The organism is Streptomyces sp. Tu 3180 (assembly GCF_009852415.1).
In the GTDB taxonomy this organism is placed as follows: Bacteria; Actinomycetota; Actinomycetes; order Streptomycetales; family Streptomycetaceae; genus Streptomyces.
In genome coordinates this window covers 2,791,745-2,814,332 of record NZ_WOXS01000002.1, presented here as the reverse complement: position 1 = coordinate 2,814,332, position 22,588 = coordinate 2,791,745, and the positions used below count along the sequence as shown (strand labels likewise).

Below are 22,588 nucleotides of genomic sequence, written 5' to 3'. Positions count from 1 at the left end.
GTACGCCCGTTTCGATAGTGCGGTTAACTAATGACCGTTACACGGTCACCGCGCCGGGTACCCCGCGGCATGCGGGACAATGGGGGAATGCCCACGCCCACTCCCACCACGAACTCGTCCCTGCGGATCGGCCCGCACGAGGTGCGGCCGCCCGTCGTGCTCGCACCCATGGCCGGGATCACCAACGCGCCCTTCCGCACCCTGTGCAGGGAGTTCAGCGGCGGCAAGGGGCTGTTCGTCAGCGAGATGATCACCACCCGCGCGCTGGTCGAACGCAACGACAAGACCATGCAGCTGGTCACGTTCGACGCGAGCGAGAAGCCGCGCTCCATCCAGCTGTACGGGGTCGACCCGGTGACCGTCGGCAAGGCCGTCCGCATGATCGTGGAGGAGGACCTCGCCGACCACATCGACCTCAACTTCGGCTGCCCGGTGCCCAAGGTGACCCGCAAGGGCGGCGGTTCGGCCCTGCCCTACAAGCGGAACCTGCTGCGCGCCATCCTGCGCGAGGCGGTCGGCGGGGCCGGGGACCTGCCGGTGACGATGAAGATGCGCAAGGGCATCGACGACGACCACCTGACCTACCTGGACGCCGGGCGGATCGCGGTCGAGGAGGGCGTGAGCGCCGTCGCGCTGCACGGCCGCACCACCGCCCAGCACTACGGCGGCACCGCCGACTGGGAGGCCATCGCCCGGCTGAAGGAGCACGTCCCGGAGATCCCGGTGCTCGGCAACGGCGACATCTGGTCGGCCGAGGACGCGCTGAGGATGGTGCGCGAGACGGGCTGCGACGGCGTGGTCGTGGGCCGCGGCTGCCTCGGGCGGCCGTGGCTGTTCGCCGACCTGGTGGCGGCCTTCGAGGGGCGCACCGAGGACCTCGCGCGTCCCACGCTGCGGGAGGTCGCCGACGTCATGGTCCGGCACGCCACGCTGCTCGGCGAGTGGATCGGCGACGAGTCCCGCGGGGTGATCGACTTCCGCAAGCACGTCGCCTGGTACCTGAAGGGCTTCGCCGTCGGTTCCGAGATGCGCAAGCGGCTCGCGGTCACCTCCTCGCTGGAGGAGCTGCGGGCCGGCCTCGACGAGCTCGACCTCGACCAGCCCTGGCCGGCCGGCGCCGACGGCCCCCGGGGCCGCACGTCCGGCAACAACCGGGTGGTGCTGCCGGACGGCTGGCTGAAGGACCCGTACGACTGCGCGGGCGTCGGCGAGGACGCGGAACTCGACACCTCCGGCGGCTGATCACCCGGGCGGGGCTTCCCGCCCTCTCCCGGCGTCCTCCCGCCCTCCCCGGTGACCTCTCGGCCCTCCGTGCCGGCCGGCACGAGCGTGCGGGGACGGGCGTCCGGAGGTCTTCGCGTGCCCATGTGGAACCCGCTGCGCACCCGTGCGGAACCCGGTCGGGGAGGCGGACCCGGCGTGGGGGTCCGGGTCCGCCGCAGTTCCGTACGGGGCCGCCGGCCGGTGCGTTCAACCAGCGGGGATTTCCCCGGTCCGGTCGTCCCGGCGCGCGTCCGCATGGTGAAATCCGGTCCGCTGTGACAGCGTGATTCTCGCCACCCTTGATAAGGGATGCGCTCAGATGAGCGAATCATGGGCGGCTGCACTTCCTCAAGGATTGGCACTCAGTGCCATCCCCTGATCGTTCATCGAGCGAAATCAGAGGTGCGGATTGATGCTCATCTGAGCGCGCGGACCGGCCCGGCGGCGCTCCGTGCGTTCAAGAAGTGAAAACATCCAGCCATGACGGCTTGCCAAGCTTTGACTTTCGATCCGCTGGCAGACGACCGGTTACGGGCTCATGACGCACGAGTGGACGTACCCAGGCGCCTTCGATCTGGGTATGTTCCTCGCCGTCAGGGCAGCCACCGCGTCCTCGAGGAGTCGAGACCCGTGTCGGAAAACAAAGATCCCCACGTAGCTGAGCACGGCACCAGCGTTGAGGGCGTGAAGTTCGTCTACGACTTCACCGAGGGCAACAAGGACCTCAAGGACCTCCTCGGCGGCAAGGGCGCCAACCTCGCCGAGATGACCAACCTGGGCCTTCCCGTCCCGCCCGGCTTCACCATCACCACGGAGGCCTGCAAGGTCTACCTGGAGAGCGGCGAGGAGCCGGCGGCACTGCGTGACGAGGTGAGTGCGCACCTCGCCGCCCTCGAGGAGAGGATGGGCAAGAAGCTCGGGCAGACCGACGACCCCCTCCTCGTGTCGGTCCGCTCCGGGGCGAAGTTCTCCATGCCGGGCATGATGGACACCGTCCTCAACATCGGCCTCTCCGACAAGTCGGTGCAGGGCCTGGCCAAGCAGGCCGGCGACGACCGGTTCGCGTGGGACTCCTACCGCCGCCTGATCCAGATGTTCGGCAAGACCGTCCTCGGCGTGGACGGCGAGCTGTTCGAGGACGCGCTGGAGGCGGCGAAGGCGGCCAAGAAGGTCACCGTCGACACCGAGCTGGAGGCCGCCGACCTCAAGAAGCTCGTCACCAGGTTCAAGAAGATCGTCAAGACCGAGGCCGGCCGGGACTTCCCGCAGGACCCGCGCGAGCAGATGGACCTCGCCATCAAGGCCGTCTTCGACTCCTGGAACGGCGACCGCGCCAAGCTCTACCGCCGACAGGAGCGCATCCCGCACGACCTGGGCACGGCCGTCAACGTCTGCTCCATGGTCTTCGGCAACCTCGGCCCGGACTCCGGCACCGGTGTCGCCTTCACCCGCGACCCCGCCTCCGGCCACCAGGGCGTCTACGGCGACTACCTGCAGAACGCGCAGGGCGAGGACGTGGTCGCGGGCATCCGCAACACCGTGCCGCTCGCGGACCTGGAGCGGATCGACAAGAAGTCGTACGACCAGCTGATGCAGATCATGGCGACGCTGGAGAACCACTACAAGGACCTCTGCGACATCGAGTTCACCATCGAGCGCGGCCGGCTGTGGATGCTCCAGACCCGCGTCGGCAAGCGCACGGCGGGCGCCGCCTTCCGGATCGCCACGCAGCTGGTGGACCAGGGCCTGATCGACGAGGCCGAGGCGCTCACCCGCGTCAACGGTGCCCAGCTCGCCCAGCTGATGTTCCCGCGCTTCGACGAGAGCGCGAAGGTGGAGCAGGTCGGGCGCGGCATCGCGGCCTCCCCGGGCGCGGCCGTCGGCAAGGCGGTCTTCGACTCCTACACCGCCGTCAAGTGGTCCCGCTCCGGCGAGAAGGTCATCCTGATCCGCCGCGAGACCAACCCCGACGACCTCGACGGCATGATCGCGGCCGAGGGCATCCTCACCTCGCGCGGCGGCAAGACCTCCCACGCGGCCGTGGTCGCGCGCGGCATGGGCAAGACCTGTGTCTGCGGCGCGGAGGAGCTCGAGGTCGACACCAAGCGCCGCCGGATGACCGTGCCCGGCGGGCACGTCGTCGAGGAGGGCGACGTCGTCTCCATCGACGGCTCCACGGGCAAGGTGTACCTCGGTGAGGTCCCGGTCGTGCCGTCCCCGGTCGTGGAGTACTTCGAGGGCCGGATGCACCCGGGCGCCGACGACGCCGACGAACTGGTCGAGGCCGTGCACCGGATGATGGCCTTCGCCGACCGCAAGCGCCGGCTGCGGGTGCGCGCCAACGCCGACAACGCCGAGGACGCGCTGCGCGCCCGCCGCTTCGGCGCCCAGGGCATCGGCCTGTGCCGCACCGAGCACATGTTCCTCGGTGACCGGCGCGAGCTGGTGGAGCGGCTGATCCTGGCCGACACCGAGACCGAGCGCGAGGAGTCCCTCAAGGCGCTGCTCCCGCTGCAGAAGCAGGACTTCGTCGAGCTGTTCGAGGCGATGGACGGCCTCCCGGTCACCATCCGCCTGCTCGACCCGCCGCTGCACGAGTTCCTGCCCGACATCACCGAGCTGTCGGTCCGGGTGGCGCTCGCCGAGTCCCGCCAGGAGCCGCACGAGAACGAGCTGCGGCTGCTCCAGGCGGTGCACCGGCTGCACGAGCAGAACCCGATGCTGGGTCTGCGCGGCGTCCGGCTCGGCCTGGTCATCCCCGGCCTGTTCACCATGCAGGTGCGGGCCATCGCCGAGGCGGCGGCCGAGCGCAGGGCGGCCAAGGGCGACCCGCGCGCGGAGATCATGATCCCGCTGGTCGGCACGGTCCAGGAGCTGGAGATCGTCCGCGAGGAGGCCGACCAGGTCATCGCCGAGGTCCAGGAGGCCACCGGCACCGAGCTCAAGCTGGCCATCGGCACGATGATCGAGCTGCCGCGCGCCGCGCTGACCGCCGGCCAGATCGCCGAGGCGGCCGAGTTCTTCTCCTTCGGCACCAACGACCTCACCCAGACGGTGTGGGGCTTCTCCCGGGACGACGTGGAGGCCAGCTTCTTCACGGCCTACCTGGAGAAGGGCATCTTCGGGGTGTCGCCGTTCGAGACGATCGACAAGGACGGCGTCGGCTCCCTCGTGAAGGCCGCCGCCAGGGCCGGCCGCGAGACCCGGCCCGACCTCAAGCTCGGCGTCTGCGGCGAGCACGGCGGCGACCCGGAGTCGGTCCACTTCTTCCACGAGGCCGGACTGGACTACGTCTCCTGCTCCCCGTTCCGCATCCCGGTGGCCCGCCTGGAGGCGGGCCGGGCGGCGGTCACGTCCGCGGGAAGCGACCACCGCTAGCCCTCCGGGGCACAGGGCCCCGGAGCCGTTGTCTGTCACCCGACCACCCTCACCGATCGGCAACGGCTCCGGATCACGGAGGGGAGGGCGGCACCCGTGCGGGGGTGCCGCCCTCTCTCATGCGCCCGTACGCGGCCGGAGGGGCACTCTCCGCCGCACGCCCCCCGTCACGCCCGGAAGGGTCCCGTCACCTCGTACGTGATCCCGCCCGACGAGCTCCCGCTCGTCCCGCGCTGGCTGGAGAAGTACAGGCGGCTGCCGTCCGGGGAGAACGCCGGGCCGGTGATCTCGGAGCCGGACTGGCCGTCGATGCGCAGGAAGGGGGCGATCACGTCGTCGGGGGTGATGACGCAGATCTCCATGTTCCCGCCGTCCTCGGCCACGAAGAGGTCGCCGGAGGAGGCGCCGGTGACGTTGTCGACGCCGGTCAGGGGGGCCGTGCCGCCGGTCACGAGCGAGTCGTCGTAGGCCAGTTCGATGGTCTGGGCGGCGGCGTTGTACTGCCAGACGCGGTTGTCGCCCTTGGTGGTGAACCAGCAGGTGTCGTTCGCGTAGTAGCAGCCCTCGCCGCCGTTGAAGCGCTTGGCGCCCGAGACCTGGTTGCGGGTGGCGGTGGCGCCGGACGGGTCCGGGACCCGCGCCCAGCTCACCGGTCCGCTGGTGCCGCTGCCCGCGACCAGCACCTCCAGCGTGCCCGACGACAGGTCGCCCCAGGTGGTGGGCCGGAAGCGGTAGAAGCAGCCGTCCGTGACGTCCTCGGTCATGTACACCACCCGGCGGACCGGGTCGGCCGCCGCGGCCTCGTGCTTGAAGCGGCCCATCGCGTCGCGGCGGACGGCCGCCTTCACCCCCCACGGATCGGTCTCGTAGACGTACCCCCGGTCCACCTCCTCGCAGGACAGCCAGGTGTTCCACGGGGTCTTCCCGCCCGCGCAGTTCTGCCGGGTGTCGGACAGGACGCGGTACGCGCCCGTGACGGCGCCGGTGGCCGAGAACCTCACCGCGCTCGCCCCGCCCGACGGGTTGATCTCCGAGTTGGAGACGTAGATCCAGCCCGAGCCGTCCGCGTAGCAGGCGCCGCCGTCGGGGGCGCTGTGCCAGGTGTACGAGGTGCCCGCGACCCGCTGACCGGAACGGGCGATCACCCGGCTGGTGAACCCGGCCGGCAGTCTGATCCCATTGGCGTCCGCCGCTCCGAGCGGACCGTAGGGGCCGGTGCCGGGCCGGGCGGGGGCGGCGTACGCGGCGCCGCGCCACAGGGTCCCGCCGAACACGGCGGAGCTGCCGCCGACGGCGGTCGCACGAAGGAAGGTACGACGTTCCACTGTCGCTCCAAGAGGGGCCGTGACCGTCCCGCCACCGGTCGGCGGCGGGGGCGTGCGATCAGGGAACCTAGGGGCGCGGCATGGACGCCTCATGTCCGGCGGCGTACCGGCGGGTGACCATCCCGCGGGGCGGACGCGCCCCGTCCGCCGGAGCGAGGCGGGGGAGCGGACCCCTACAGGGGCACCGCCACCGCCGTGAACGTCGTCTCCGGCGTCTGCGGGCTGGTGAAGCGCGCGTTGACCAGGTAGAGGCGGTCGCGGAAGCGGGCGGCGGTGGCGGGGACGTCGAAGCGCGGGTCGGTGACCGAGCGGCGCAGGGTGGCCGTCGTGGCCCCGGCGTCCAGGTCGAACACGGTCACCACGTCGAGCCGGTTCTGCACCACGTACAGGGTGCGGCCGACGCGGACCAGACCGTCGCCGTTGACGACGTCGTCCGCGCCGACGAGCGTGATCCGGTCGGCGCGGCCGGTCCCGAGGTCCACGCGGTACAGCTCGCCCGGTGTGCTCTTGACGACGATCACGCCGCGGCCGTCGGGCGTGCTCACGATGCCGTTGGCGTTGATGACGCCGGGCAGCTGCTCCCAGTCGCCGGTGAGCGGCAGCGCGCGGACCCGGCCGCCGCCCCGGCCGCGCGGGACGCCGTACAGGACCGCGTCGTACGAGTCGGTGAACCAGGCGCGGTCCCGGAGCAGGACGACGTCGTTGACGAAGTGGCCGGTGGCGGCGGTGAGCCGGTGGGTGGCGCGCGGCTCCCCGGTGCGGGCGTCCACGGTCCTGGCGGTGCCGTCCCCGCCGCCGGAGACGTACAGCAGGCCGTCCCGGCCCAGTTCGAGGCCGATGGCCGCGAGGCCGGGGGCGCCCTCGTGGAGCACCCGGCCCTCTCCGGTGCGCAGGTCGGTGCGGTAGATCGCGCCGTCGGCGCGGGAGCCCATGTACGCGTACGGCTCGCTGCCGATGGTGATGCCCTCGGGCAGCCAGCCGTCGGGCAGCGGGAACTCGGTCGGCCAGGTGGGCCCGCGGCCGGCGGCCTGTGCCGTGCCGGCGCCGGCCGCCGCCGCGAACGCGGCGACGGCACCGCCGAGGACGGCGCGCCGGGAGGGCCGGACGGGCTGCGGGTGCTTCCGGATCATGTTCGGGCCTCCGTGACGGGTGGGACGGTGCTCGAAACGAACGGGACGGGATCGATGAAACGCGAAGTACCCGCCCGGCCGAACGGAAGACACGCACTCGACAGGAAGTCGACAGGCCCGGGTGGTCAGGCCGCCTTCACCTCGTACGCCGTCACCCGCACCGCCTCGTCGTCCAGGCACTGCCCCGACTCGAGGTCGAAGCGCTGCTTGAGCAGCGGGGAGGCGACGAAGGGGCGGCCCCGGTGGGTGCCGGTCAGACCGCGGGAGAGGACCGCCGCCCCGGTGAAGGGGTCGCGGTTGTCGATGGCGTAGAGGCGGCCGGTGCGGTCGGTGAAGACGGCGACCTGGCGGCCGTCGGGGAGCAGGGCGGCCACCCCGCGGCCGGGGATCAGCGCACTGAGGTCGCAGATCGGGAACCAGTCGTCCGCCAGGCGGAGCCGGACCTTCAGATCGGTGGTCTCGAGTGCCAGGGTCATCGTGTGGCGCTTCCTTCCAGGGAGTCGAGGGCCCGGGGGCGCAGGCCGATGTTCAGCAGGGGCAGGTCGGGCTTGATCTGGTCGCGCTCGGGGACGAAGGCGACCACCGGGTCGGGGGTGTCGGGCGCGTTCACGAAGGACACGAACCGGGCGAGCTTCTCCGGGTCGCCGAGGGTCTCGGCCCACTCGTCGCGGTAGTGCGAGACATGGGCGGCCATCAGGGCCTCCAGCTCGTCGCAGATGCCGAGCGAGTCGTGGACGACGACGTCGCGCACGTGGTCCAGGCCGCCGGGGATCCGCTCCAGCCAGGTCGAGGTGCGCTCCAGGCGGTCGGCGGTGCGGATGTAGAACATCAGGAACCGGTCGACGAGGCGGATCAGCTCGGCGTCCGACAGGTCCTGGGCGAGCAGGTCCGCGTGGCGCGGGGTGGCGCCGCCGTTGCCGCCGACGTAGAGGTTCCAGCCGTTGGCGGTGGCGATCACGCCGAAGTCCTTCGACTGGGCCTCCGCGCACTCGCGCTGGCAGCCGGAGACCGCCGACTTGAGCTTGTGGGGGGAGCGCAGGCCCCGGTAGCGCAGCTCCAGGTCGATCGCCATGCGCACGGAGTCCTGCACGCCGTAGCGGCACCAGGTCTGCCCCACGCAGGACTTCACCGTGCGCAGCGACTTGCCGTAGGCGTGGCCGGACTCGAAGCCGGCGTCCACCAGACGGGCCCAGATCAGCGGGAGCTGCTCGACCCGCGCGCCGAACATGTCGATGCGCTGACCGCCGGTGATCTTCGTGTAGAGACCGAAGTCGCGGGCGATCTCGCCGATCACGATCAGCTTCTCCGGGGCGATCTCGCCGCCGGGGATGCGGGGCACGACCGAGTACGAGCCGTTCTTCTGCAGGTTGGCCAGGAAGTGGTCGTTGGTGTCCTGCAGGGCCGCCTGCTCCCCGTCCAGGACGTAGTTGCTCGCGCCGATCACCGGGGCGAGGGAGGCGATGATCGAGCCGACCGCCGGCTTGCAGACCTCGCAGCCGTCGCCGCCCCGGGCGCCCTCGCGGCCGTGGCGGTCCAGCAGCTCGCGGTAGGAGGTGACGCGCAGGGCGAGGACGATCTCGTACAGCTCCTCGCGGGTCTGCGCGAAGCAGCCGCACAGGCCCTTGTCGACCTCGACGCCGCTCGCCTCCAGCTCGGCGTTGACCAGCTGGCCCAGCACCTTGACGCAACTGCCGCAGCCGGTACCGGCCTTGGTGCACTTCTTCACCTCGGGCACGGTGGTGCACCTGTGCTCGGTGACCGCGCCGCGGATCGTGCCCTTGGTGACGTTGTGGCAGGAGCAGACGACCGCGTCGTCGGGGAGCGCGGACGGACCGAGCTGGGCCGGCGCCCCGGCGCCGGCGGGCAGGACCAGGGCCTCCGGCGCGACGGGCGGCACGGAGCCGGTGAGGGCGCGCAGCGTGCCGTAGGCCTCGGCGTCGCCGACCAGGATGCCGCCCAGCAGCGTGCCGTCCCGGCCGATGACCAGCTTCTTGTACAGGCCGGAGCGCGAGTCGGAGTAGACGACGTCCAGGCAGTCCTCGGTGGTGCCGTGCGCGTCGCCGAAGGAGGCCACGTCCACGCCGAGCAGCTTCAGCTTGGTGGACAGGTCGGCGCCGGTGAACGACTTCTCCTCGCCCTCGTCGGCGGCGATGGCCGCGGCGGCCGTCTCGGCCTGCTCGTAGCCGGGGGCCACCAGGCCGTACACCCGGCCGTCGGCGGCCAGCGCGCACTCGCCGATCGCGAACACGCGCGGGTCGGCGACCGTGCGGCACCGCTCGTCGACGGCGATGCCGCCGCGTTCGCCGACCGTCAGGCCGCAGTCCCGGGCCAGCTGGTCGCGGGGGCGGACACCGGCGGAGAACACCACCATGTCGGTGGCGAGTTCGGAGCCGTCGGACAGCTTCATGCCGGTGACCGCGCCGTCCTCGCCGACCACGATCTCCTGCGTGCCCACACCGGTGTGCACGGACAGGCCCATGTCCTCGATGGTGCGCAGCAGCGCCGCGCCGCCGCCCTCGTCGACCTGGACGGGCATCAGCCGCGGCGCGAACTCCACGATGTGCGAGGTGAGTCCGAGGCCCTTGAGGGCGCCCGCCGCCTCCAGGCCGAGCAGACCGCCGCCGACCACCGCGCCGACGGTCGCCCGCGTCCTCGCGTACTCCTCGATGGCGAGGAGGTCCTCGATCGTGCGGTAGACGAAACAGCCCTCGGCGTCCTTGTTCGGCACGGGCGGCACGAACGGGTAGGAGCCGGTGGCCAGGACGAGGACGTCGTAGCCGACGACGAGCCCGGAGCGGGCGGTCACCTTCCGCGCCTCGCGGTCGATGCTCTGCGCCGGGTCGCCGACGTGCAGCTCGATGCCGTGCTCCTCGATGAACGCCATGTCCGTCACGGACAGGTCCTCGGGGGTCCTCCCCGAGAAGTACGAGGTGAGCTGGACGCGGTCGTACGCCGGACGCGGCTCCTCGCACAGCACGACCACGCGGTGCGTGGCGGTCAGGCCGCGCTCGGCGAGCGCTTCGAGGAAGCGCTGGCCGACCATGCCGTGGCCGACGAGCACGATCGTGGGGGATGCCCCCGGGGTGGCGGTCATCAGGAGCCTCCATCGTTGGTGAGCAGGTGGAGCAGGGGCCCGCCGCCGGACGGGAGCGGCTCTGCTCCCTCCCAGGCGCGCGCGAGGGCGCCGACGGTGCCGAGTTCGCCGACGAGGACCCCGCCGACCAGGCGGTCGTCGCGGACGACGACCTTGCGGTAGGTGCCCCGGGTGGCGTCGGTGAGCTGGACGACGTCGTCGCCCGGCAGTGCCTCGGTCTCGCCGAACGCGGCGAGGTCGAGGGGACTGTCGGGCCCGGTGAGGGTGAGCCGGGTCAGGGAGCGGGTGCCGGTGTAGCGGGCGCCCGCGTCCCCGGCGAGCAGCGCGGCGAGCGCGTCGGCCTGTTCCAGCGCCGGGGCGGCGAGCCCGTACACCGTGCCGGCGTGCTGGGCGCAGTCGCCGACGGCGTGGATGTACGGGTCCGAGGTGCGCAGCTCGTCGTCGACGACGACGCCCTTGCGGACCTCGAGCCCGGCCGCCTGCGCGAGCCCGGTGCGCGGGTGGACGCCGCAGGCCAGGACCACGAGGTCGGCGTCGAGCGCGTAGCCGTCGGCCAGCTCCACCGAGCGGACCGCGCCCGCGACGCAGCGCACGTCGCGCACCCGGCACTCGGTGTGCACCTCGACGCCGAGGGCGTCCAGGTGCCGCCGGACGAGTCCGGACGCGGCCGGGTCGAGCTGGCGCTCCATGAGCCGCTCGGACTGCTGGGCGAGGACGACCTGCGCACCGCGCACGGCGAGCGCGCGGGCCGCGGAGACCCCGAGCAGCCCGCCGCCGATCACCACCGCCCGCACGCCCGGCCGCACCGCCTTGGCCAGCCCCAGGCAGTCGTCCATGGTGCGGAACGCGTGCACGCCCTCGGGCAGTTGGCGGTCCCCGGTGAACAGGCCGCGCAGCGGCGGCAGCACGGGGTTGGAGCCGGTGGCCAGGACGAGCCGGCCGTACGCGATCACCGAGCCGTCCGCGCAGGTGACGGTCCGTCCGGCGCGGTCGACGCCGGTGACGCGGGCGCGGGTCAGCTCCGCGGGCGCCGGCAGGGCGATCACCTCGGGGCCGTACCGCCCGGCCAGCACCTCGGCGAGCAGCACCCGGTTGTACGGGCGGTGCTCCTCCTCGCCGATCAGCGTCACGGGCGTGCCGAGCTCGCCGAGCCGCCGGGCGAGACGCACGCCCGCGAGGCCGGAGCCGATCACCACCACACGCTCGTTCGAGGTCATGTCCCCGAGCGTGCGGTGCGGGTGTTACCCGGCGGCATCCCCTCTGTTTCCCGCGCGGAACGCTGCCCTCAGCGGGGACGGGGGGTGGATGTGAGGGTTCGGGGCGCCGGCCCGCGGCGGATGTGAGGAGGGCCAACCTCAGGAAAAGCTCATCTTGATGGACGCCACAACTACCCCGTCCCTAGGCTCGCGGCCATGCCCGACATCTCCCTGACCACGGTCGTCCTGCTCTGCCTGGCCGCCCTCGCCGCCGGCTGGATCGACGCCGTGGTCGGCGGCGGCGGACTGCTGCTCCTGCCGGCCCTGCTGCTGGGGCTCCCCTCGGGCACCCCGGCCGCGCACGCCCTGGGCACCAACAAGGCGGTCGCGATCGTAGGCACCACGGGCGCGGCGATCACCTACGCCCGCAAGGCGCCCGTGGACGTCCGCACCGCCGTGCGCATCGGACTGGCCGCCCTCGCCGGATCGTCGGCGGGGGCGTTCTTCGCGGCCGGGATGAGCACCGAGGTCCTCAAGCCGGTGATCATGGTGGTGCTGCTCGGTGTGGCCGCCTTCGTCATCCTGCGCCCCGCCTTCGGCACGGCCCCCGCCACCGGCCCGGCGACCCGGCGCCAGATCCTCGCCGCGATCGGGCTGGCCGGCCTCGGCATCGGCTTCTACGACGGCCTCGTCGGCCCCGGCACCGGCACGTTCCTCGTCCTGGCGCTCACCGCCGTGCTCCACCTCGACCTCGTCACCGCCTCCGCCACCGCCAAGATCGTCAACTGCTGCACCAACGCCGGCGCCCTCGCGACGTTCGCCTGGCAGGGCGCGGTGCTGTGGCAGCTGGCGGCGCTGATGGCGGTGTTCAACCTGGCGGGCGGCACGCTCGGCGCCCACACGGCCCTGAAGAAGGGCAGCGGCTTCGTCCGCGTCGTCCTGCTGACGGTCGTCTTCGCCCTGGTGGCGAACCTGGCCTACGAGCAGTGGCTGGCCTGAGCGGCGCCCTCGGGGGTTGGACCGGCTGACGTGATCCACTCGCGCGGGTTAGGCTCCAGCGCCGCTCCACGACACGGGCGGCCGGTGCCGGGGAGCGCCGCGGAACGGAACGCGGGTGGGGGACACGATGGTCGAGGACGGCAGACCGTCCGGGGCGCGGCCGCTGGGGAAGGCCGCGCTGGTGGTCGGAGCGGGCGCGCTGGTCGGGTTCGCGGCGGAGTTCCACGCGCTGGGGTGGACGTCCATTCCCGGCAACAGCTGTGGCGGCAGGTACCGGCCCTGCCCGGAGGGCACGACGCCCACCCTCGTCCTGGCGTTCGCCCTCACCTTCGTGGGCTGCGTCGCGCTCACCGCCGCCCTCGCCGCGTTCACCCGGATCCGCCCCGGCAAGGCCGTGCCCGGCGCGCTCGCCGCGGCGGGCGTGCTGGTCGCGCTGTGGCCCGGCTGGCAGGCCTACCTCTGGATGCGCGGACCGGTGCTCGACCCCGTCTGGCAGGCCGGCCCGGACCGGCCCGCGAGCGTGCGCGGCGCCGGGGCCTGGGCGGTGGGCGACGACGCGGAGACGGTCGTGCGCGCCCGCACCGACGCGCTGGTCGCGTACGACTCCGGCACCGGGGACCGCCGGTGGGTCCTGAGGGCGCCCGTGCGCACGTCGGTGTGCGCGATGAGCGACCGGATCGTCGACGGCGTCGGCCTGGTCTCCTTCGCGCGGCACGAGAAGCCGTGCGGCACCGTGTGGGGCGTCGACGTGCGCAGCGGCCGCAAGCTGTGGGAGCGGCGGATCAGCGGGCCCGCCCCGGCGTACGGCGAGGGCGGCGACGGGCTCCTCGCCGCCGACGCGGGCGTGGCCGTGGCGCTGGCCGGGCAGGCGGTCCACGGGTACGGACTCGACGACGGCGCGGCGCGCTGGACCGTGAAGCTCCCCGCCGCCGCCGGGGCCGGGGGCGGGGACGACGCGCCGTGCGAGCCGGTGCGGGCCTCCGCGGCCGGCGGCACCACCCGGGTCGTCGTGACCTGCGGCGGCTACGACGGCTTCCACTCGGCGAGGATCCTCACCCTCGACAACGCCACGGGGAAGGAACTGAGCCGGCGCGCGCTCCCGGTCGAGAGCCGCCCGAGCACCGTCACGGTGGTCCGCGCCGACCCGTTCGTCCTGCTGGTGCAGGAGGAGGACGAGCGCGGTCTCGCCGCCGTCCTGTCCTACGGCGCCCCGGACGACATGCGGAAGGAGCCGGTGACGATCCCCCTCACCGCCGACGAGGAGGACCTGGCCGTCATCACGACGTACCCCCTGTCCTTCCCCGCCCGCCCGGTGCCCTGGGCGGTGGTCGACGGCGACAACCTGGTGGTGGCCGCCAAGAAGCCGGGGGCCGATTCCGTCGAGCGGGTCTCCGCCTACGCGCTGGACGACGGACGGCGCCTCTGGCACGCGGACCTGGGCGCCGGGGTCGTCGCCCTCGCCCCGGCCGGCCGGGACCGGGTGGCCGTCCTCGGCGACACCGAACGCCTGTGGACGTTCGCCGCCGGCGACGGGGCCCGGGTGGGCGAGGAGGACGGGATCATGCTGCGTGACGTCGACACGAGGATCGGGACCGGTGCGCAGCTCCTCCGCGCGGGCGACGGCTGGGTCGTCGTCAACGGCGACGACGACGGCGGCCGTCCCCCCGCGCTCGCGGTCAGCCCGTAGGGCCCGCCTGCGCCAGCAGGTCGATCATCCCCGTCCCGTCCTCGTCGCCGTGGCCGTCGGCGACGCGGCGGGCCATCAGGTCCGTGTACGGCGTCAGCAGCTGTGTGCCGACCCCCTGTTCCTCGGCCGTGCGCAGCAGCGTCGCGTTGGCCGCGGACTGCATCGCGAGGCCGGACACGACGCCCCCGGTGTAGTCGCCGCTCTCCAGCCGCTCGGCGGTCCGGTGGGCGGACGACGCCATCGCGGTGAGCCAGGAGGTGAGCAGCGGCGCGAAGTCCTTGGGGGCGATGTCCTCCCGGCGGATCAGCGCGAAGGCGTGCGTGATGCCCGCGAACAGTCCGCTCATCGCGCTCAGCAGCGCCACGTCGTGCAGCGCGGCGAAGCCCGGGTCCGCGCCGACGTAACGGGTGCCCGCGGGGACCGCGAGCGTGTCGCGGTGCTCCTCGAACAGGGCGCCCGAACCGCTGTAGAAGACGTACCCCCCGGACTCCGGGTCCCCGATCATCGGCGGTACGGCCATGATCCCGCCGTCCAGGAAACGGGCGCCGCGCGAGGTGGCCCAGGCGGCGCGGGCGCGGCCCTGGCCCGGGGTCCCGGTCGTGAGGTTGACCAGGTCCCGCCCGGTCAGGTCGGCGTGCTCCAGCGCCTCGCCGACGGAGGCGTCGTCGAGCAGGCAGGCGACCACCAGGCGGTTCGCGGCCACCGCCTCGGCGGCGCTCGCGGCGACCGCGGCGCCCTCGGCGGCCAGGGCCCCGGCGCGGGCGGGGGTGCGGTTCCAGACGGTCACCCGGTGCCCGGCGGCGAGCCAGGCACGGGCCAGCGCGGTGCCCATGGCACCGGTGCCGAGGAGGGTCAGGGGAGTGCGGGAAGCGGGAGCGGTGGCAGAGGTGTTGTCGGTCATGGCGACCAGGTTCGCCGCGGGGGAAGGACCTGCTCAAGTACGCACTTCGAAGTGGGCGCTCACCCCGGGGAAAGGATGCAGGCAGTGCGAGCGGACGGGACGGCGGGCATGGCGACGGGACGGCGGCCGGGCGGGTACGTGTGCGGGGTCGACGCGGCGATGGACGTGATCGGCGGCAAGTGGAAGGTGCTCATCCTCTGGGAGCTGGGCGAACGGCCGCACCGCTTCGGCGAGCTGCGCCGGGAGCTGCCCGGGATCACCGAGAAGGTGCTCGCCTCGCACCTGCGGGAGATGGAGGCCGACGGCATCGTGCACCGCGAGGAGTACGACGAGGTGCCGCCCCGCGTCGAGTACTCGCTGACGCCCAGGGGGGTGTCCCTCAACACGGCGCTGGAGCCGCTCGGGGCCTGGGGACGGGAGAACGTGCTCGGGGACGCGTACCGCGGGGCGCGGGACGCCTCAGCGGCTGCCCGTCAGGTGCGCGTAGACGACGACGTTCCCCTGGTACCCGGTCGTCCGTGAGTAGTTCCCGCCGCAGGTGATGACCCGCAGCTCGGGCCGGGACGCCGCGCCGTACACCCGCGCGTCGGGGAAGTCCCGCGCGTCGTAGACCTCGACGGCGTCCACCGCGAACACGGCGACACCGCCGTCGCGCCGGTCCACCTCGATGGTGCTGCCCTTGCGCAGCGCGCCGAGGGAGTAGAAGACGGCGGGCCCCTCGGCGTTGTCGACGTGGCCCGCGATGATCGCGGTGCCGGTCTCCCCGGGGGTGGTGCCGGCCTCGTACCAGCCGGCGAGGTTCTTCCGGTCGGCGGGCGGGACGCCGAGGCTGCCGGTCTTCGTCAGGCGCAGGCCCGTCAGGGGCGCGTCCACGTCGATCGAGGGGATGCGGACGCGGTCGGGCGGGGAGGGCGGCAGCGCGGGCGCCGCGGCCCGTCCGCCGCCGCGGTCGTCGACGCCGGCGTGCGCCTGGGCGGCGGACGGCTGCGGCGGGGCGTGCGTCCCGGTCCCCTCGCGCAGCAGCCACAGCCCCGAGCACAGGGCGAGCACGGTGACGGCGACTATGACCGTGTTGACCGGGCTGCCGGTCCGGCGGAACCTGCGGCGCATGGCGGACTGACCTCTCCTCGAGTCGGTCCCCGCGCCCCCTCCGAGCCGCGAGGGGCGTCGGACCCGGAGGGGGAGGGGACCTGCGGTACCGGCGGACGGGCAGCGGAGGGTGCCCGTCAGATCCCGTCGCCTCTCGCCCGGCGATGCAGGAGCCAGGTACCGCCCGCGGCGGCGACGGCGAGAGCCGCCACACCGGCCGCGGTCTGCACGGGATCGGGGCCCAGGGCGCCACCGATCCCCGTCTTCACACTTCCCCGGGGATACACCTGCGGGGACCCGGACGTCAGCGTGACCACCAGGTCACCGGTCACCCGCCGGCCGCTCTCGGCGCACGTCGCGACGATCTCGTACGTCCCCGGCTGCGCGCTCGGCGGCACCCGGAACCGCCCGCTCGCCTCCCGCTCGCGGGTGCTCGGCGCGAGGGCGAAGCGGCCCGCGCCCACGGCGGTGGCGTCACCGTCCGACGTCCCCTCGCCCCCGCACGCCGCGGTGTTCACCGCGACCTGCTCGCCCGGCGCGACCGAGGACGGGTACACCTCCAGGCTCCCGGCCGGCGCACCGTGCGGCCGGCCCGCCGGGGCGGCGGTCCCCCCGGCGTACACGGGCGCGGTGAGCGTCCCCGCGGCGGCCACGGCGAGCGTGGTGCCGGTCAGCAACCGGGCGGTACGTCGCATCGATGCTCCCTCGGACTCACGGAGGGGCACGGCCCGCGGTACCTCCATGTGCCGCCGTCGGACGTGCCCTGCCCCTTCGAGGTAAGTGCCACCGGGCCCGGACCGCTTCCCGAGCGCACGTCGGGAAGCGGTCCGAACGGGTGTCGGGCGGACCCGGACGGACGCCGCGCGGTTCACGTTTCAGCAGGTCACGGGCGTCGTGCCGACCCGGCCGCGGAAAAGCACCCGAAGGGTGCGCGGCGCGCCTGTGAACGGGTGACCGGAGGGCGGGCCGGACGCGCGACTTGACCTCAAGTCAAGTCGAGGTACCACGCTCTGCCCCATGAAGACAGCAACCGATGCCCTCCATGTCGTTCTCGTCGTCGGCAGCAACCGGCACGGCCGCTTCGGTCCCGTCGTCGCCGGCTGGCTCCTGGACCGCCTCCGTGACCGCGACGACCTGGCCGTCGACGTCGTGGACGTCGCCGACCTCGACCTGCCCACCACCCTGGAGCCGACCGCGCGGGCCACCGCCGCGCTCGCCGACGTCACCCCGAAGCTGGCCCGGGCGGACGCCTTCGTCGTGCTCACCCCGGAGTACAACCACTCGTTCCCCGCGGGCCTGAAGAACCTCATCGACTGGCACTTCACCGAGTGGCGCGCCAAGCCCGTCGCCCTGGTCACCTACGGCGGACTCGCCGGCGGCCTGCGCGCCGCCGAGCACCTGCGCCAGGTCTTCGCCGAGCTGCACGCCGTCACCGTGCGCGACACCGTCTCCTTCCACAACGCGGGGGCGGCCTTCGACGACGAGGGCCGCCCGAAGGACCCCGCCCGGCCGGACGCGGCGGCGAAGACGATGCTGGACCAGCTCGTGTGGTGGGCGACGGCGTTGCGGGAGGCGCGGGAGAAGCGGCCGTACGAGGGCTGAGCCCGCTCCGGGACGGGCCCGGTTCCTCCCGCCCGTCCTCCCCCCTCCCCCCCGGGGGTCCTCCTGTCCCTTCCCTCTCATCCCTCCCGGCGCCCTCGTCGCCGCCCCCGCCACTCCCCGCCCGCGATCGGCTCCCCGCCGGCCCGCAGCCGGGCGGCGACGGCGGGGGCGGCGACGTACACCCAGGCCCGCACGGCCGTGCCGTCGGCGGTCCGGACCACGTCCCGCGCCACGCGCTCGTACAGGCTGCGCGGATCACCCGGCACGTACTCCTCCAGCCGGTCCAGCTCGGCGAGCAGTCCCGCGTGGGCCTGCGGCGACGCGGTGATCAGCTCCCCGCTGACCACTCCGCCCGGCTGCTCCACCGCGTACGGATGGCCGGGCCCGTCGTACAGCACCGCGCCCGGGAGCCGGCCGGGCTCCTCCCGGAGCGTGCGGCCGCGCAGGAAGAGGTCGTGGTTGACCTCTCCGGGGCGGAGGGTGCCGTAGACGAAGAAGGGGAGGATCACTCGCTCACCTGCGCGGACGGTGGGTGGAGCCCCCTTGCGCGGAAGTGCCGCGGGAGCCTTGCGGGAACGATTCTCACCCCTCACGCACTCCTCCATTCACGCTATGGGCATGACATGTCCGCCCCGCTCGAACCGCGGTCGGCACCGGCGCCGCACTCTCCCCACCACCGCCGGCGCCCGCACGGCCACCCTGAAGGCGGCCGGGGACCTCCACGGCGAGGACGGCACGCAGTACGGCGCGGTCGCGGCCGCGTGGAGCGCGGTGAACATGGGCCCAACGGTGAACGCGGGCTGAACCGTCACGCCCCGGAACCGGGCGGCGGCGCCTCCACCGCCTCCACCCGCACCGCGCACGCCTTGAACTCCGGCATCCGCGACGTCGGGTCCAGGGCGGGGTTGGTGAGGGTGTTCGCCCGGCCCTCGCCCGCCCAGTGGAAGGGCATGAAGACCGTGTCGGCGCGGATCGCGGTCGTGATCCGCGCCGGCGCCACCGCCCGGCCCCGCCGGGACACCACGGCCACCGGGTCGCCCTCGGCCGCGCCGAGCCGCTCCGCGAGCCGCGGGTGCAGCTCCACGAACGGGCCGGGCGCGGCGGTGTTCAGCTCGTCGACGCGCCGGGTCTGGGCGCCGGACTGGTACTGCGCGACGACCCGCCCCGTGGTCAGCAGCACGGGGTACTCGTCGTCGGGCTCCTCGGCGATCGCACGGTGCGACACGGGCGCGAACCGGGCCCGGCCGTCCTCGGTGGCGAACCGGTCGAGGAAGAGCCGCGGGGTGCCCGGATGGACGCCGGGACCGGCGTCGTCGGCGTGCGCCGGGTCGTCGGGCAGCGCGTCGAACGCGGCGTCCTCGGCGTCGGCGGCGTCGGCGGTGCCGGGCGGGCCGTCCGCCGGGGCCGGGCACGGCCAGAACACGCCGTTCTCCTCCGCCAGCCTGCGGTAGGTGATCCCCGAGTAGTCCGCGGGGCCGCCCGCGCTGGCCCGGCGCAGCTCCTCGAAGACCTCCTCGGGATCGGTCGGGAAGCCCTTCTCCAGGCCCCGTTCGCCGCCCAGCCGCGCGGCCAGTTCGTGCATGACCTCCAGGTCGCTGCGGACGCCCTCCGGCGGCGTGACCGCGCGCCGCCGCAGCAGCACCCGGCCCTCCAGGTTCGTCGTCGTCCCCGTCTCCTCCGCCCACTGCGTCACCGGCAGCACGACGTCGGCGAGCGCGGCCGTCTCCGACAGCACGACGTCGCACACCGCCAGGAAGTCCAGGGCGCGGATGCGCTCCTCGACGTGCGCCGCGCGCGGGGCCGACACCACCGGATTGGACCCCATCAGCAGCAGCGAGCGGATGTCCGTGCCCAGCGCGTCCAGCAGCTCGTACGCACTGCGCCCCGGGCCGGGCAGGGAGTCGGGGTCCACGCCCCACACCCCGGCCACGTGCGCCCGCGCCGCCGGGTCGGTCAGCTTGCGGTAGCCGGGCAACTGGTCCGCCTTCTGGCCGTGTTCGCGCCCGCCCTGCCCGTTGCCCTGCCCGGTCAGGCACCCGTACCCGGACAGCGGCCGGCCCGCCCGCCCCGTCGCCAGGCACAGGTTGATCCACGCGCCCACCGTGTCGGTGCCCTTGGACTGCTGCTCGGGACCGCGGGCGGTGAGCACCATCGCCGCCTCCGGCTCGCAGAACAGCCGCACCGCCTCCCGCAGCTGTGGAACGGACACCCCCGTGATCCGCTCCACGTACTCCGGCCAGTGCGCCATCGCGGCGGCCCGCGTCTCCTCCCAGCCGGTGGTGCGCTCCCGGATGTACGCCTCGTCGGTGCGGCCCTCGGCGACGACCAGGTGCAGCAGGCCGAGGGCCAGCGCGAGATCGGTGCCGGGGCGCGGCGCGAGGTGCAGGTCGGCCTGCTCGGCGGTCCTCGTGCGGCGCGGATCGACGACGATCAGCGTGCCGCCGTTCTCCCTGAGCTCGGTGAAGTAGCGCAGCGACGGCGGCATGGTCTCCGCCGGGTTCGACCCGACCAGGATCACGCAGCCGGTCCTCGGGACGTCCTCCAGCGGGAAGGGCAGCCCCCGGTCCAGGCCGAACGCCCTGGTGCCCGCTGCCGCCGCCGACGACATGCAGAAGCGGCCGTTGTAGTCGATCTGGGAGGTGCCGAGCACCACGCGCGCGAACTTGCCGAGGCCGTACGCCTTCTCGTTGGTCAGCCCGCCGCCGCCGAACACGCCGACCGCGTCCGGCCCGTGCTCCGCGCGCGTGCGGCGCAGCCCCTCGGCGATCCGGTCCAGCGCCTCGTCCCAGGAGGCCGGCACCAGCGTGCCGGCCGCGGAACGCACCAACGGGGAGGTCAGGCGGACGCCCGACGAGAGCAGGGCGGGCGCCGTGCGCCCCTTGCCGCACAGCGCGCCCCGGTTCACCGGGAAGTCCGTGCGCTCGCTCACCCCGACGGTCCCGTCCGGCGCGGGGGTCAGATTCATCCCGCACTGCAGGGCGCAGTAGGGGCAGTGCGTGGGCGTCACGGTGTTCTGCATGCGGCTCAGCCTGCGCCGCCGGTGTTACGCGTCGCGCCGGTCCTTGTTACGCGCCCGGTACGGCGGCCTCCCCGCCGGCCGCGGCCCGCGGTGAGACGCCCGGCGCCCTCACCCGCCCGCGCGTGCGGACGCGTCGGCCAGGGCCCGCTCCACCCCCGGCTCCCTCGGCCCGAGGAACCGCGGATCCGGCCGGAACACCGCGTCCGCGGCCGCCTTGCCCGCCGCGAGGATCTCCCGGACGCCCCCGTAGTACCAGGTGGCGTCGTGCCGGTCGTCGACCCCGACGCCGTACGAGGAGACCCCGGCCGCCTCGCACAGCGCCACCGCCCGCCGGATGTGGAAGCCCTGGCTGATCAGCACCGCCCGGTCCACGCCGAAGATCTTCTTCGCGCGGACGCAGGAGTCCCAGGTGTCGAAGCCCGCGTAGTCGCTGACGATCCGCGCGCCGGGCACGCCGTGCCGGACGAGGTAGGCGCGCATCGCGTCCGGCTCGTCGTAGTCCTCGCGGCTGTTGTCGCCGGTGACCAGCACCACCTCGATCCGCCCCGCCCGGTACAGCTCGGCCGCCGCGTCCAGCCGGTGCGCGAGGTACGGCGACGGCTCCCCGTCCCACAGGCCCGCCCCGAAGACCACGGCGACCTCGGTGCGCGGCACGTCGGCGGTGGTGCGCAGCCGGCCGTCCGTCGTCGTGCGCAGCCACGTCGCCGGCAGCAGGGCCAGCACGCACGCCGCCATCACCGCCTGCGTCAGCCGCCGCCGTCCGGCACGGGTGCGCGGCAGGCGCGGCCGGGCCCCCCTCACGCGACGCGGCACACGGCGCGGTTCACGACGCATCGCACGGCCCCTTCCGGTCGGTCCTCGACGGTGGGAGACGCCCCGCCGCGCCCCCCGGTTCGCGCGGCGCCCTGTGACGAGCTTCACGGGCGGGGGACGAACCCGCAGGCCGAACGGCCTCACACCCCCCGCGGTCCGCATCGTGAACCGCCGGAAAACGCCCGTCATCGGCGCGCAACGGGGAGGCAACGCGCCGCGGTCACCATCGGTGCATGACGGCGACGCACCTCGACAGCACGGCGGACCTCATGAACCGGACCGGCAGCAGGCTCGCGGGACAGCTCGGCCTCGTCGCGCCGGACGGACGGCGCCGCCCGGCGCCGCCCGCCCTCGTCGTGGTGGCCCACGGCAGCCGCGACCCGCGCGCCTCGGTCACCGTGCGGGCGCTCCTCGACCGCGTCCGCGCGCTCCGCCCCGGCCTGCCGGTGCACCTCGGCCACATCGAGCTCGACACCCCCCTGCTGCCCGACACGCTCGCCGGGCTCGACGAGCGGGCCACCGGGGCCGCCGTCCTCGTGCCGCTGCTGCTCAGCCGCGGCTACCACGTCAAACGGGACATCCCCGAGATGGCCGCCGAGGCCCGGCTGCACACGCGCGTGGCCGCTCCGCTCGGACCGCACCCGCTGCTCGTGGACGCCCTGCACGCCCGCCTGACCGAAGCGGGCTGGCCCACCCGCGCGGACGAGGAGACCCGCCGCACGAGCGGAGTCGTGCTCGCCGCCGCCGGGTCCCGCGACCCCGAGGCGAAGGCCGACACGGGCCGCACCGCGCGCCTGCTCGCCGAACGCCTCGGCGTCCCCGTCGTCCCCGCCTACGCCTCCGCCGCCGCGCCCACCGTGCCCGACGCCCTGCGCGCCCTGGCCGCCCGGGGCCGCCGCCGCGTCGCCGTCGCCTCCTACTTCACCGCTCCCGGCCGCTTCGCCACGGAGTGCGCCGAAGCCGCGCCGTGGATCGCCTCCGCCCCCCTGGGCACCCACCCCGCGATGGCCCGCCTCCTCCTGCACCGCTACGACCAGGCGCTGGAAAGCCCCGCGGCCCTCGCCGCACCGGCCCTCGCACCGGCCTGAAAGG

The 22,588-nt window shown here is 74.0% G+C and carries 19 protein-coding genes; 8 read left to right on the top strand and 11 right to left on the bottom strand.

Annotated features, from left to right (window positions below; all coding sequences use genetic code 11):
• Positions 1-87 precede the first annotated feature (87 nt).
• Complete coding sequence (gene dusB, locus GL259_RS13635) at positions 88-1,242, top strand: tRNA dihydrouridine synthase DusB (protein WP_159532525.1); 1,155 nt, start codon at positions 88-90, stop codon at positions 1,240-1,242.
• 705 nt (positions 1,243-1,947) lie between these two features.
• Complete coding sequence (ppdK, locus tag GL259_RS13630; RefSeq protein ID WP_159538619.1) at positions 1,948-4,641, top strand: pyruvate, phosphate dikinase; 2,694 nt, start codon at positions 1,948-1,950, stop codon at positions 4,639-4,641.
• Between the two features lie 167 nt (positions 4,642-4,808).
• Here the strand turns inward: ppdK and GL259_RS13625 are convergent, their stop codons facing one another.
• The 5 genes from GL259_RS13625 to GL259_RS13605 form a co-directional block, all read right to left on the bottom strand.
• On the bottom strand, positions 4,809-5,966 hold the full coding sequence (locus GL259_RS13625; protein WP_159532523.1) for an alkaline phosphatase PhoX: 1,158 nt from the start codon (positions 5,964-5,966) through the stop codon (positions 4,809-4,811).
• Positions 5,967-6,139: 173 nt separating this feature from the next.
• Positions 6,140-7,096 (bottom strand): superoxide dismutase, encoded by a 957-nt coding sequence (locus tag GL259_RS13620; RefSeq protein WP_159532521.1) that lies wholly within the window; start codon positions 7,094-7,096, stop codon positions 6,140-6,142.
• Positions 7,097-7,221: 125 nt separating this feature from the next.
• Complete coding sequence (nirD, locus tag GL259_RS13615; RefSeq protein WP_159532519.1) at positions 7,222-7,572, bottom strand: nitrite reductase small subunit NirD; 351 nt, start codon at positions 7,570-7,572, stop codon at positions 7,222-7,224.
• A complete protein-coding gene (gene nirB, locus GL259_RS13610; RefSeq protein ID WP_159532517.1) occupies positions 7,569-10,190 on the bottom strand; it encodes a nitrite reductase large subunit NirB in 2,622 nt (873 codons plus the stop codon). The genes nirD and nirB overlap by 4 nt, the downstream gene beginning before the upstream one ends.
• Entirely contained in the window at positions 10,190-11,407 is a 1,218-nt protein-coding gene (locus GL259_RS13605) for an FAD-dependent oxidoreductase (protein WP_159532515.1), read from the bottom strand. Before GL259_RS13605 ends, nirB begins: the two co-directional genes overlap by 1 nt.
• Positions 11,408-11,602: 195 nt before the next feature.
• On the opposite strand from GL259_RS13605, the gene GL259_RS13600 reads away from it, so the two are divergent.
• Positions 11,603-12,385 carry a TSUP family transporter gene (locus GL259_RS13600; protein WP_159532513.1) on the top strand — a complete coding sequence of 261 codons (783 nt, stop codon included), beginning with the start codon at positions 11,603-11,605 and terminating at the stop codon, positions 12,383-12,385.
• Positions 12,386-12,500: 115 nt separating this feature from the next.
• Positions 12,501-14,072, top strand: coding sequence for a PQQ-binding-like beta-propeller repeat protein (locus tag GL259_RS13595; RefSeq protein ID WP_243762299.1), 1,572 nt, complete (start codon positions 12,501-12,503; stop codon positions 14,070-14,072).
• Here GL259_RS13595 and GL259_RS13590 read toward each other — a convergent pair.
• Positions 14,062-14,973, bottom strand: a complete 912-nt coding sequence (locus GL259_RS13590) for an NAD(P)-binding domain-containing protein (protein WP_159532510.1) — start codon at positions 14,971-14,973, stop codon at positions 14,062-14,064. The genes GL259_RS13595 and GL259_RS13590 overlap by 11 nt on opposite strands.
• A 75-nt stretch (positions 14,974-15,048) precedes the next feature.
• On the opposite strand from GL259_RS13590, the gene GL259_RS13585 reads away from it, so the two are divergent.
• On the top strand, positions 15,049-15,495 hold the full coding sequence (locus tag GL259_RS13585) for a helix-turn-helix domain-containing protein (protein WP_279578622.1): 447 nt from the start codon (positions 15,049-15,051) through the stop codon (positions 15,493-15,495).
• On the opposite strand, the gene GL259_RS13580 is transcribed toward GL259_RS13585, so the two are convergent.
• Together GL259_RS13580 and GL259_RS13575 are read right to left on the bottom strand one after the other, a co-directional pair.
• Positions 15,433-16,083: a class F sortase gene (locus GL259_RS13580; RefSeq protein ID WP_159532508.1), complete on the bottom strand. Its 651-nt coding sequence runs from the start codon at positions 16,081-16,083 to the stop codon at positions 15,433-15,435. The two genes, GL259_RS13585 and GL259_RS13580, sit on opposite strands and share 63 nt — an antisense overlap.
• Before the next feature lie 116 nt (positions 16,084-16,199).
• Positions 16,200-16,757, bottom strand: a complete 558-nt coding sequence (locus tag GL259_RS13575) for a hypothetical protein (protein WP_159532506.1) — start codon at positions 16,755-16,757, stop codon at positions 16,200-16,202.
• A 322-nt stretch (positions 16,758-17,079) separates the two neighbouring features.
• On the opposite strand from GL259_RS13575, the gene GL259_RS13570 reads away from it, so the two are divergent.
• On the top strand, positions 17,080-17,664 hold the full coding sequence (locus tag GL259_RS13570; protein WP_159532504.1) for an NAD(P)H-dependent oxidoreductase: 585 nt from the start codon (positions 17,080-17,082) through the stop codon (positions 17,662-17,664).
• 77 nt (positions 17,665-17,741) lie between these two features.
• On the opposite strand, the gene GL259_RS13565 is transcribed toward GL259_RS13570, so the two are convergent.
• Positions 17,742-18,173, bottom strand: coding sequence for a gamma-glutamylcyclotransferase family protein (locus GL259_RS13565; protein ID WP_159532502.1), 432 nt, complete (start codon positions 18,171-18,173; stop codon positions 17,742-17,744).
• Between the two features lie 109 nt (positions 18,174-18,282).
• Between GL259_RS13565 and GL259_RS13560 the strand changes: the two genes are divergently transcribed.
• Positions 18,283-18,468: a hypothetical protein gene (locus GL259_RS13560; RefSeq protein WP_159532500.1), complete on the top strand. Its 186-nt coding sequence runs from the start codon at positions 18,283-18,285 to the stop codon at positions 18,466-18,468.
• 4 nt (positions 18,469-18,472) lie between these two features.
• Here GL259_RS13560 and GL259_RS13555 read toward each other — a convergent pair whose 3' ends face one another.
• Entirely contained in the window at positions 18,473-20,683 is a 2,211-nt protein-coding gene (locus tag GL259_RS13555) for a molybdopterin oxidoreductase family protein (RefSeq protein ID WP_159532498.1), read from the bottom strand.
• Positions 20,684-20,791: 108 nt separating this feature from the next.
• On the bottom strand, positions 20,792-21,517 hold the full coding sequence (locus tag GL259_RS13550; protein WP_159532496.1) for an ElyC/SanA/YdcF family protein: 726 nt from the start codon (positions 21,515-21,517) through the stop codon (positions 20,792-20,794).
• Positions 21,518-21,729: 212 nt separating this feature from the next.
• Between GL259_RS13550 and GL259_RS13545 the strand changes: the two genes are divergently transcribed.
• Positions 21,730-22,584: a sirohydrochlorin chelatase gene (locus GL259_RS13545; RefSeq protein WP_159532494.1), complete on the top strand. Its 855-nt coding sequence runs from the start codon at positions 21,730-21,732 to the stop codon at positions 22,582-22,584.
• Positions 22,585-22,588: the final 4 nt, after the last annotated feature.